Below are 12,090 nucleotides of genomic sequence, written 5' to 3'. Positions count from 1 at the left end.
AAAGGCCGGCAATTTAACTTGCCGGCCTTTTCTTTATTTATTCAATTGGACTTATTTTGTTTCAGCCGAAAAACCTAGAGCCTCAACTGTCATGCTCTCTGGGTTTTCCAGATCAGCCATAGAGAGTGGAGCGTCAGGATCTAGTTTAATTGTCAATGTACCTGAATCTTCGATGAAAGAAGTCAGAGCGTTCACAGTCTGATTGACCAATTCCATATCAACGCCTGATTGGCTGGCTTGCATTGTTCCCATTGCAAGGATTCCGCTAGCCATACTCTTCAATTGACTGGCTTCCATTCCTTGCATCTGAGCTGCAACTTTGAAACCGCGGTCCAACAAAGACTTGTCTTCAAGAGAAATTTCCATGTCAGAAAGTTTCAAGTCACCAAATGCTGCCATGCTCGTTTCTGGATTATCAGAGGAAGACGCCTGCTTCATAACATCCAGAAGGTTTAGCATTCCACCATTGAACGACAATGAGAAACCATCTTTCATATCGATTACGTAGTCTGTGTATCGAGTTTCTTTGGTCTCTGGGTCGTATGATGCTTTTGCTTCAATACCAAACTCAAGGTCTGTGTAATCAAGCATTGCAAGTCCCTGAGCAAGCTGCGCACCTAACTCACCAGCTTCAGCATCTGCTGACAATTTAAACACTGTCTTTGGGCTCACAAGACCAGTGGCAATCCCGTCTTTATTGCGCACAACTTTTGTTGCAGCTTTAGGCATTGAGAAGCTTAGACCTGAAAGATCGAGCGAAAGCCCTTTCATGACACTTTGGTCAAACCCTTGATCGATTGGACTTGTATAGCTTCCCATCAGGGCAGAGTTCAATTGAGCCAATTTATCAGGATCAGAGCCAGCTTCAGCAAATGTTTCCAAGAATGCTGCTTGAAGGTTAGACATACTCAAACTGTCTAATTTCATGCTTCCTTTGATTGGGAAGTCACCACTATCGGGAATGTCAAAATCAATTTTCAAGTCAGAGAATAATGTTTGACCAGCAACAGAATCTACTAGTGAACCGATTGCCAATTCGCCGATAGACGCTGAAATTGCGCCTTCTTCATCCTTAGGTGCAGCCGCCAATGAAAGATTAGACAATGACAAACGGTCAAATGCCCATTCACTGAATGGTGCAACATCTTCTGGCTCTTCTCCGCGAATCAGAGAAGCAAAAAACGCTGAAGCAGCTTCATTCGGTTCTACAATTGAAACATCACCAATAGAAAGGTTCACACCCTCTTCTTCATCTACCATAGACAATTCTGAAAGCACCAAACGGTCGAAAGATGGTCCCGCATCTGTCATGTTTAGACCGTCAAATGTCATAGCTTTGGCAATAAGCGCTGGCCCATCTTCATTTTGAGGTTTGATCTCAACATTATTAAAGACCGCACCACCATCTGCGCTTGAAGTGTCAGCGAATGAAATCAATTCGTTTGCTTCACCGTCCAACTTTAATGCGGCAAGTACTTCAGCAGTTTGACCGTAATCTTTTGCTTTAAACTTTAGTTTCGGAAGCTCAATCTCTTCAAATTTTCCTGACTTCAGAGATTTTTCTACCGCGGCACCGGCTTTATCTTTTGGCTCGTCATCCGCACCACATGCTGCAAGAAGAGCAAGAGCGCTCGCTCCGATCATAAAGTGTTTCATATTCATTCCCTAAAACGTCTTGCGCCCACCCACGGACGACTGTTAATCCGATAACATGGATACTAAGCTTGCACACCATGTCAATCTTAAGGCAAAGAATGGTCAATCGGTCGAGATTTGCCTAAAAATCAACCCGCGTTCACGTCGTATTTCTTTAAAAATAGATTCAAAAAATCGACAGGCAATTGCCACTGCTCCCAATGCTCAATCAACTCAAGCTGCTTTAGATTTCGCGCAGAGCAAAATAGATTGGATCGTCGCCAAATTAGCGGAACTCCCATCCCAACAGGTTTTGGAGATTGGGTCATATGTTCCATTGCGAGGTGAGAAACATCTTATCCAAACAGCCTTAAAAGGCCGAACCGTCCACATTGATGACTCCTCCCAACCTCTCAAGCTCATGGTACCAGGCAGACAAGATCAAACAGCCGCAAAGGTGACTGGCTTTCTTCGGGCTGCAGCCCGCGCAGACTTGTCTAGACGCGTAAAAGCTCATGCTGAAACTCTCAATGTGCAACCAGCAAGTATCTCTATAAAGGATACGCGCACACGCTGGGGATCTTGTTCAACTAAGAGAAATTTGAACTTTTCCTGGAGGCTCGTTTGTGCCCCTCCATTTGTATTAGACTATGTTGCCGCCCATGAATGTGCGCACCTTCTGGAAATGAACCATTCCAAGCGATTTTGGGCGCATGTCGCCAGATGCATTCCAAATGCCGAGCCTGCAAAACAATGGCTCAACACAAATGGCCGCGCACTTCATGCTATCGGTTAGGCAGACGAGCCTTCACGAGGTACAATCTGTTCTTTGACTTTTCCCAAAAATCCTAATTTCTTGGATTTGGAAGGTATGTCAGCCACGGTTTCTATAGTTTCGGTTTGCTCATCCGTTTCTGAAGTTTCTTCACTCTCTTCTACAGTCTCAGGCTTTACCGTTGGTAGATCAGGCCCAAAACTAATAACAGTCACGCCCGCTCCACCTTTGGCTGGGCGTTCAGGTCCAAGGAATGAAAGCGTATTATCAGGACGCAATTCCGCCAAGAAGTCCGCATCCGGGCGACGTTCTTTTAGATCATTTAGAGTAAAATCATCCGAAAGAGTCGTTTTAGTGAAAGTCCAACCACGATACTTATCACGTATCAAAGCATCATAAGTTCGATCTTTTCCACCTAATGTTAGACCGCGAACAGCTAGATTAATTGCGCGTGGATTATCTTCTTCAATCTCTGGCGTTGCCAATTGAAACGCATGTCTGCGCCCAAGCTCAGGGGCAAAATGGCTACAAACAAGTGAGTTGTAAGGGTCAATATTTGACACAGCAACTACACTATCAAACTTAGAGTGATCGAGTTGCAGTTCAGCTTCCTCAGAAATTACTTCACCGTAATAGCGGTCTAGATTTGCCTGCCGGGCGCCTCGCAACCTACCATAGCTTGAATCTGCTAGTATGACGTCCACACCAGCTTCGCTGAGACATTTTGCAAAACCTACGCTCCAAGGCGTAGACCCAACGATCAATGTTCCCGGACGATTTGTTCTTATGAGGCCCAACCAGCGCGCCATAGGCTTAATGGTAAATCCATGTAAAACCACTGTCGTTATCGCCATAGCAAAGGCCAACGTCGTCATTTGCGCCGCTTCAGGGTAACCAGCTGCCACAAGCCGTTCGGCAAAGAAGCCAGAAATCGCAACCGCCACAATACCCCTCGGAGCGATCCACCCCATTAGGGCAGCTTCCTTGGGCTCCAACGCACCCAATGTGGTAAGTCCAGCCGATATAGGACGCACGATAAACAACATACAGAATAGGAAAGCGAAGGTCGGCCAATTGAATGCAGAAGCAATATCTTCTGGTTTCAGATTTGCGGTCAAAATGATGAACACACCTGAAATTAGCAAGACTGCGATGTTTTCTTTAAATCTTCGAACTTCCTGAAGGCTTGCAAATTTGGCATTCGCCATCGCCATTCCAAATGCAGTGACGGCGACAAGACCCGTTTCGTGTTCGATCTGCTCTGCGATGGAATAACAAGCAATTACTGCAGACAAAAGAATGGGAGCTTTGAGATACTCGGGGGTCCATCCACGACGGAAGGCATTTACCAGACCAAACCCAAAAACTACACCTAAACAACCAGCAATAACGGCAGTTAGAAAAATCCAACCCGCTGCAAATAGAGGGTTTTCACCCGCGGTAATAACGCGCAGCGCTTCATACACGATCACAGCCAGCAGCGCACCCACAGGGTCGTTAACAATGCCTTCCCATTTAAGGGTTGAACCAACCTTTCCACCCAGCTTGGATTGCCTTAACAAAGGCATAATCACAGTTGGTCCGGTTACCACCAAAATACCAGCAAACAAGATCGCCACTGGCCAAGGTAATCCAGCAGCGTAGTGGGCCGCCAATGTTCCCAAACCCCAAGCGATCGGTGTACCTATAAATACCAATCTAGAAACTGCACGACCAGATTCTCTTAATTCATGAAAGCGAAGGTTCAACCCGCCTTCAAATAGAATAACCGCCACCGCAAGAGATACTATCGGACCTAATAATCCCCCCCCATGGCCGTCTCCGCCTGAACCAAACACCTCAGATGGGTCCAACAATGGTGCCCCAAAGACCCAGGCACAGAATGGCCCAACAAACAAACCAGCCGCACTCATGAGCACAATCGCTGGAGCCTGCAATCGCCAAGCAAGCCATTGCGCACCAATACCCAAAACACCAATAATGGCGGCAGCTAGAATAAGATTGTCGTGCATTATCTGCGCCCCTTAGGCGTTTTTATGAAATATTCTGGGTAATAGGCAATTCAGGTGCAAGACCATCCCCAGCCACATTTTCGTCTGAAAAATCAAACCCAATCGAGCGAGAACTATAATCACCATCTTTATACAGCTCGATTTTATCATCCAACCAGCCAACAATGTGATTGAATAATGCTTCGTAGAAATCTTGGTGATCATCATCTGTAAACGGCAAATCAAATCGGTGAGAATCTCCGTCCACGATTGATACCTCAAAAAAGTCACCTTTTTTTGAACAGATCAAAGTCATTCTCAACCAATCTGTACCCTTTGTAACGCGCACAGCTAATCCAAAAGCAATAGGTCCAATGTGGCGAAACCCTCGAGGCGGCATGGAAAACGCTTCATCGCCGTAATCTTTGGGTTGGAACGCCCCTTGCGCTGGAACGAGGTGAACACACTTTCCATCTTTCGAGGACAAATATTTACAAAAACCAGACCGAATGCCTTCAGCAATCCGACGTACGCGGTCATAGTTTTCCTTTGCTAACTCTTGATATTCACCAGCACGCTCGATCAACATGTCGAATTTTGAAGTGTCAGCAGTTTTTGTCATGTTTCTCTCATCTATTAAGAAGGCTTTTCCAAAGACCTACAATTATTAATTCAAAACAATCATTTATATTGAATTTACATCGAAGAAAACGCCTAGGGATCGTTTTTTAGACAGTTTATAAGTTAAGCGTTACAGACATAGGACAATGATCAGAGGCTTTAGGGCGCATCCAACCCACCCCCGCAAAGCGTCGTCCTTCATATCTTTGCGCTCTCATGGGTTGCCCTGCCCTCACTATTCTCAGTCTTGCCTGCTGATTACGCTTTGCAAGTGAAGGTGAAATGAACATGTGATCCAATGCGCCATATATTTCTTTTCGGCTATAGAAATGAGTCCAGCGTTTTAGTGGATCAGGTTCAAGCATTTCTCCAACATCTATTGCAAATCCATCATCAATGAATGGTCCCAATCCATGATCATTCAATTTATCACCGTCTAATTCAAAATAATCATTGAAATCGCCAACTGCCATCCAATTTTCTGCAGCTGGGTTTTCAAACCTCTGCTCTATTAATTTACGAACGGCCTTTGCTTCGGCTTCTCTAATGGAGCGCGTTTCCGAGCGTCCACCATTCATCGATTTAAAATGGCAGACAAAAAACGTGATGCGTTTGCCCTCTTTTTGTACATCAATTTCCAAACAATCCCGCCGAAACACGCGATCATTTTTGTGATATCCAGATGGTGGTTCAATTTTCAAATCTGCATAAGTTTTTTTTGCATGACTTTGTTTTTGTAATATTTTTGCTCGAGATAAGACCCCTACATCGATCCCTCTTTGATCATTTCCTTCGACAAGAGCACGATAAAAATAACCCTTACGCAACATATGACGTAAATAACGATTGTGAAAAGCAGTCAGTGTAACCAGGTTTTCTACTTCCTGCAAACAGCACACATCAGCTTGTGCCGCTGACAAAGCGAGCGCCGTCAAAGTTCGATCATCCTCAGACAAAACATTGAAAATGGCATCAATTTTATCTGCTTGATGAGCGTCATCTATGCTGTTGAGTTTCTTACTTAGGTTTTCAATTTTCTGAGATGACCAATCACACCGCATCATCAAATTTTCGCAATTAAACGTCGTTACGGATATCTGCGTCATCGTTCAATCACTCCTCAAAGAATATAAGGTGCCTAAATAAGCTATTCCTCCAAAAAGAAAAGGCCGGAACAATCGCTCCGGCCTCTCCAATAAGACTTACTTCTATGACTTAAAAGTCGATAGTAGCACCCATGAATACGTAGCGGCCAAGCGCATCGTAAACTTGTGGGAATGTGTTTCCGTTACCGAAACCAGCACCAACAGATGATGAGATTGGTGGCTCTTCATCAAGAACATTGTTTACACCGAAGCGTAAGCTTGTGTTCTCAAACACGTCATATCTACCGTTTAGATCAAGGTAGTTTTGAGCATCAAATGGCTGAGCTCCACCTTCAATCTCAACAGACGCGAAGTGACGCCATGTTAGGCCAGCAGTGATGTTCCAAGGAGTTTCCCAATCTACACCAGCAATGTGACGATACTCAGGGTTTGGTGTACCGTGACGTCCACTGTAGAAACCAACACTGTCATATGGATCAGATGTTGGAAGCTCTTGCGTAGTCAAGTCGTTTAGATATGTCGCTGTGTAATCCAGCTTCAATGATCCCATTTCACCAATGTCGAATGAATAAACTGCATTCACATCGAAACCAGATGTAGAGAGCTCACCTGTGTTCACATTCGTAGCTGTAATGAAGCCAGTTTGACCTGCCCATAGAGTTCCACCACTACCACGGTTGACCAAACTACAGAAGAAAGCATCCCCTGTGTCCAAACATTCGTTTAGAGCAGTTTCTGGGTTCACTGTAGAAATGTAATCTTCAACAGTGATGTCGAAGTAGTCCACAGTTACAGATAGTCCATCAACAAAAGAAGGCTCAAACACAAAACCAACTGTAAATGTTTCTGATTCTTCTGGATCAAGATCCAAGTTACCACCAGTCAACTGGTTAAACTGACCAGCTGGGTTATCAGCAACGTTACCGTATTGTGCAGCTGTTACACCTGTGTTGGCACAAGCTGCAGCTGAAGCAGCTGGGTTAGCACCAGAACATGGGTCGTAATATGCACCATCAACACCAGTTTGTTCTGTTAGATCAAACAAACCGATACTTTGAGAAGCGTAAAGTTCGAAAATATTCGCTGTACGCGCAGCTTTTTGGAAAGATGCACGGAAACGAATGTCTTCTACAGGAGCATAATCAAAACCAACTTTGTAAGTGTTAGTTTTCTTGTCTGGTGTAGTAAAGTTTGCGTGACGGTAAGCAAACTCAAGACCTAAATCGTAAATCCCTGGTTTGTCTTGTACTAAAGGTACAGCCAACTCACCAAAGAATTCATATGATTCTGTTGAACCAGAAATTGGGTTAGTTGGTCCACCTTGCCCGAATCCGTCACCAGATAGGAATGCCGCGTCTGGTTGGAATGCCAAAGAATTGCGGCGATATTCAGCACCGACAACAAATCCAACGCCTTCGCTCGCTGATGGAATTTTAATTCCGTGCTGACCTAAGTCACCAGCAATCGTACCAACGATGTTTTGTGCATCTGTGTTACCAACAGCAACTAGCGGGCTTACAACATAAGCAAGCGCAGCATCTGAAGGACCAGCATTTGAGAAAATGTCATAAGGTACACAAAGAGCGTCGTCGTTTGATGAAATATCATCCGCGTTAACCGCACAAACAATGTTACCATTTCCATCATCAACGGCGTTAAGTGCTTTCGCAACTTTTGCTTTTGACAGCTCATTCAAATACGAGTTTGAAAGATTCACACGAGAAAATGATGCAAAAACATCGTACTGAAGACCAGTATCTGCGATTTCACCTTTAACTCCACCCAACATACGGAATGTTTCGTGAGTTAGGTCATCCGTACGGTTACCACCTTCAACGTTACGACGAAGGATTAGAACATCTTCCGCAACATCATCTGGGCCTAAACCAACAGATGTACATAGATAGTCAACTTGTTGAGCTGACAAGAATGCGTTGTTACAGTTAATACCACCGGCATCACCAGCAATACCACCACCAAACACACCTGATGGCGCGATCTGAGCAAAGGTACGGTTATACATGAATGACATTTCAGTATAAACTTCAACATTCTTGTTGAATTCATAATGTCCGTTCACACCGAATGAGTAACGCTCATCTGGACGTTGGAAATAGTTGAATGGGTTGTAGTTAAAGAAACCAGAACGGTCGTCAGTAAATGTGTTGTTATCATCAACACTAAACCACAATGGAAGATCTAGAGAACCAAGATTCAACAAGTTTGCTGTTGAGTTTGTTGAAGAACCACCACAACCGTAAGGGCTTGCATCTGTACCAGCACCCGTTAATGCACAGTTGGCGTAGTCACGATCAGCTTGAAGAACAGGGTCAACCTTACGGTATGAACCATATGCTGTCAGGTTTCCGTTGCCATCATCTGAGTTAATACCCAAAATCGCTGTGATATCAAAAGCGTTTCCGTCAGTGACATTTCCTTTAGATGCAGGGAAGCCACGAGCTTCATTAATCTCGTGCATCAAAGTGTTGCCATTGTCGTGCTGATAGAAAGAATAATTTGTGTCTATGCGTAGACCTTCAAAATCATCTTTCATGATGAAGTTAACAACACCAGCGATAGCATCTGAACCATAAACAGCTGAAGCACCACCAGTAAGAACATCAACGCGCTCTACCAATGCAGCAGGAATTTGGTTCAAGTCAGCCGCCGCTCCACCTGTAGCAGGAGACCCGTATGGCATACGGCGACCGTTCATAAGCACCAAAGTACGGCTAGAACCCAAACCACGAAGGTTTACTGTTGCAGTACCAGTTGAACCGTTGGAAATGTTTGACCCTTGAGCAGCGAATGCTTGTGGCAATGTGTTAATCACGTCTTCAACGCGAACAACACCACGAGCAGTAATTTCACCAGCACCAATCGCTGTAACCGGGCTTTGACCAACTAGGTTTTGTTGCGGGATACGTGTACCTGTTACCACGATTGTCTGTTGAACAGATGTATCTTCAGCAGCTTCAGCAACTGTGTCTACGTCTTGTGCAAGAACTGCAGGTGCACTGACTGCCGCTAGTCCAGCAAGGATTGTTGAACGGACTAAACCGCTCTTCAAGTTTTTGATATTCATTCGGACCCCCGAATTAGAGAAATACAACAGTCCGAGATCCTTCCAATTTTGGTTTGCCCCACCAATATGGAAACTCTGATCTGCGAACTTGCATATCAAACAAGTCTACTGACACATAATCGTCAATCGATTTAAGTGAAACTAGACGCTAATAACGGGCTTTATCGCCGTATTGAGACAATTTTGCAACATTTAAGCACTGCAATTTAGCTTTTGAGACAGATTTTGCCAACGATATGCCCATTAATGCCGGTATTTTGTGCTTTTATGCCTTTAATGGGAATTTATAACTTATCAAAAAGTGGTAAATTTCTCTTGAATGTATGCCGAATTAACGCACAACGGGGCAAATACCCTCCAGATATCGCCCCGTTTTGTATATTAATATACATTATATTGAAAAACAAAACCAAGCTATTACGCGTCGACTTCCGCCTCCAGTGCGTTCTCTTGGATGAACTCTCTACGAGGTTCCACTACATCGCCCATCAGCTTGGTGAACATCTCATCAGCAGTGTCTGCGTGCTCAACGCGGACCTGCAATAAAGAACGTGCATTCTTATCTAATGTGGTTTCCCAGAGTTGATCAGGATTCATTTCACCCAATCCCTTATAACGCTGGATTTTGATACCTTTTGCACCAGATTTCAAAACTGCGTCTAAAAGCGATAATGGGCCAAATACTTCTACTTCACTTCCCTTTTCGTGGCGAAGCATTGCTGGGTCTTCATATATAGAAGACATTTCTGCCCCACGTTCAGCCAAGCGTTTTGCGTCTGGAAGCGCGAGCAAACTAGCATCCAACGCAGCCCGTTCCATAACATTTCGCACTTCTCTTTCGAGAACTAACCCGCCATTTTCAAACTTGGCTTCCCAAGTATTTTCACCTTCTTCAGCAAGCAGGTTCAAACGTTCTGCAGTCGCGTTAGCTTCTGCCTCTCCAGCGCCTTCTACCATCGCGCCCGCAATAGCAGCATGTTCTAAGATTGAAGCAGGTGCGCGCAATGCCAATCTAGAAAGTGTATGCTTGAACGCAGCGGCATCACGCACGCGCTCTCTTAAGTCTTCACCACCAATTTGTTCGCCCGAACGCAAAACAAGTGTCTCGCCAGATGTTCCTTCTTCGATGAGGAAAGCATCCATCTCGGCATCATCTTTTAGATAACGTGAAGAACGCCCCTTCTCCGCCTTATAAAGAGGTGGCTGAGCAATAAATAGGTGACCACGTTCGATCAATTCTGGCATTTGTCTATAAAAGAAAGTCAGAAGCAGAGTCCGGATATGCGCCCCATCGACATCAGCATCGGTCATAATGATGATTTTGTGGTAGCGCAGTTTATCCGGTTGAAAACCTTCATCAGGCTTTTCTTCAGAACGCCGTCCGATACTTGCACCCAAAGCTGTAATCAGGGTTCCCACTTGATCGGAGCTGAGCATGCGGTCAAAACGTGCGCGCTCGACATTCAAAATCTTACCACGCAATGGTAGTACGGCTTGGTTTTCGCGGTTACGGCCTTGCTTGGCAGAACCACCCGCTGAATCCCCCTCCACTATGAAGAGCTCAGACTTAGCTGGATCTTTTTCCTGACAGTCTGCCAACTTCCCAGGAAGCGAAGTGATATCCAAAGCAGTCTTTCGACGTGTAAGTTCACGCGCCTTACGCGCAGCCTCTCGCGCAGCAGCGGCCTCAACAATCTTCGACATGATCATCTTGGCTTCGTTCGGGTTTTCTTCAAACCATGTTGAAAGAGCATCCGTCATAAGATTGTCCACCACGGGACGCACTTCTGAAGACACAAGTTTATCTTTTGTCTGTGAAGAGAATTTTGGATCCGGCACTTTAACGGACAAAATACACGTTAAACCTTCACGCGCATCATCGCCTGAAATATCGACTTTCTCTTTCTTCGCAACACCAGTTGATTGCGCGTACTTATTGATCACCCGCGTAAGTGCCGCACGGAAACCGGCTAAGTGCGTTCCACCATCTCTTTGTGGAATATTGTTTGTGAAACACAAAACATTTTCGTGATAACTATCATTCCACTCAAGAGCTGCCTCGACAGTGATACCGTCTTTTTCAGCAGTCGCTTGAATTGGCTCAGGCAACAAAGCAGACTTCTTTGAATCAAGGTGTTGAACGAAGGCTACAACACCACCTTCATATTCAAGAATAACCTCAATAGGTTCCGCCGGACGTTCATCACGGAACACGATTTTGACACCTGAATTTAGAAACGCCAATTCACGCAAGCGATGCTCAAGCGTTTCGCGCTTAAACTCTACCATGGAGAACGTTTCAGTCGATGGCAAAAAGCGAACTTCAGTACCTGTTTCTGGACGCGTCCCATCTTCACGCATGGGCGCATCACCAACAATGTCTAACGGCGCATCAGATACACCATGCGTAAAGCGCATATAATGCGCTTTGCCATTTCTATTGATACGAAGCTCTAACCATTCAGAAAGCGCGTTCACAACGGAAACACCCACACCGTGAAGACCACCCGACACTTTGTAGGAATTATCGTCAAACTTACCACCTGCGTGTAGCTGGGTCATAATAACCTCAGCCGCAGAAATTCCTTCCGTCGGGTGCATATCAACCGGTACACCGCGCCCATTATCAGAAATGGAAGCCGAACCATCTGGGTGAAGGGTCACAGTCACATAATCAGCATGACCGGCTAACGCCTCATCAATCGCGTTATCCACAACCTCATAGATCATGTGATGAAGACCCGAGCCATCATCTGTATCCCCGATATACATTCCCGGACGCTTACGTACAGCTTCTAGTCCTTTTAGGACTTTAATCGAGCCAGCACCGTATTCAGCGTTCTCAGTTGGTTCAGTCATGTCGAGGACCTCCGTCCA

At 45.1% G+C, this 12,090-nt stretch carries 7 protein-coding genes; 1 reads left to right on the top strand and 6 read right to left on the bottom strand.

Annotated features, from left to right (window positions below; genetic code table 11):
* Positions 1-51: 51 nt before the first annotated feature.
* Positions 52-1,656, bottom strand: a complete 1,605-nt coding sequence (locus F551_RS0110375) for a hypothetical protein (protein WP_018997444.1) — start codon at positions 1,654-1,656, stop codon at positions 52-54.
* A 55-nt stretch (positions 1,657-1,711) separates the two neighbouring features.
* Between F551_RS0110375 and F551_RS0110370 the strand changes: the two genes are divergently transcribed.
* Positions 1,712-2,431, top strand: a complete 720-nt coding sequence (locus F551_RS0110370) for a M48 family metallopeptidase (protein ID WP_018997443.1) — start codon at positions 1,712-1,714, stop codon at positions 2,429-2,431.
* Here F551_RS0110370 and F551_RS0110365 read toward each other — a convergent pair.
* From F551_RS0110365 to gyrB, 5 genes are all read right to left on the bottom strand, one after another.
* The gene (locus tag F551_RS0110365; RefSeq protein ID WP_018997442.1) at positions 2,428-4,422 is read right to left on the bottom strand and encodes a cation:proton antiporter; all 1,995 of its coding nucleotides are present in this window, start codon (positions 4,420-4,422) and stop codon (positions 2,428-2,430) included. The genes F551_RS0110370 and F551_RS0110365 overlap by 4 nt on opposite strands.
* A 22-nt stretch (positions 4,423-4,444) precedes the next feature.
* A complete protein-coding gene (locus F551_RS0110360; RefSeq protein ID WP_018997441.1) occupies positions 4,445-5,023 on the bottom strand; it encodes a hypothetical protein in 579 nt (192 codons plus the stop codon).
* A 115-nt stretch (positions 5,024-5,138) separates the two neighbouring features.
* The gene (locus tag F551_RS0110355) at positions 5,139-6,128 is read right to left on the bottom strand and encodes an endonuclease/exonuclease/phosphatase family protein (protein ID WP_018997440.1); all 990 of its coding nucleotides are present in this window, start codon (positions 6,126-6,128) and stop codon (positions 5,139-5,141) included.
* Positions 6,129-6,237: 109 nt separating this feature from the next.
* Positions 6,238-9,213 (bottom strand): TonB-dependent receptor domain-containing protein, encoded by a 2,976-nt coding sequence (locus tag F551_RS0110350; RefSeq protein ID WP_018997439.1) that lies wholly within the window; start codon positions 9,211-9,213, stop codon positions 6,238-6,240.
* A gap of 417 nt (positions 9,214-9,630) precedes the next feature.
* Entirely contained in the window at positions 9,631-12,072 is a 2,442-nt protein-coding gene (gyrB, locus tag F551_RS0110345) for a DNA topoisomerase (ATP-hydrolyzing) subunit B (RefSeq protein WP_018997438.1), read from the bottom strand.
* Positions 12,073-12,090: the final 18 nt, after the last annotated feature.

This window comes from Hirschia maritima DSM 19733 (assembly GCF_000378345.1).
GTDB classification, from domain to species: Bacteria; Pseudomonadota; Alphaproteobacteria; order Caulobacterales; family Hyphomonadaceae; genus Hirschia; species Hirschia maritima.
This window is presented reverse-complemented; position numbering and strand designations above follow the sequence as displayed.

What these genes read in the sequence shown, in the direction of transcription:
- F551_RS0110360 (WP_018997441.1), bottom strand. Translation starts at nt 5,023, where the DNA reads ATGACAAAAACTGCTGACACTTCAAAATTCGACATGTTGATCGAGCGT.
- F551_RS0110350 (WP_018997439.1), bottom strand. Translation starts at nt 9,213, where the DNA reads ATGAATATCAAAAACTTGAAGAGCGGTTTAGTCCGTTCAACAATCCTT.
- F551_RS0110365 (WP_018997442.1), bottom strand. Translation starts at nt 4,422, where the DNA reads ATGCACGACAATCTTATTCTAGCTGCCGCCATTATTGGTGTTTTGGGT.
- F551_RS0110370 (WP_018997443.1), top strand. Translation starts at nt 1,712, where the DNA reads ATGGATACTAAGCTTGCACACCATGTCAATCTTAAGGCAAAGAATGGT.
- F551_RS0110355 (WP_018997440.1), bottom strand. Translation starts at nt 6,128, where the DNA reads ATGACGCAGATATCCGTAACGACGTTTAATTGCGAAAATTTGATGATG.
- F551_RS0110375 (WP_018997444.1), bottom strand. Translation starts at nt 1,656, where the DNA reads ATGAAACACTTTATGATCGGAGCGAGCGCTCTTGCTCTTCTTGCAGCA.
- gyrB (WP_018997438.1), bottom strand. Translation starts at nt 12,072, where the DNA reads ATGACTGAACCAACTGAGAACGCTGAATACGGTGCTGGCTCGATTAAA.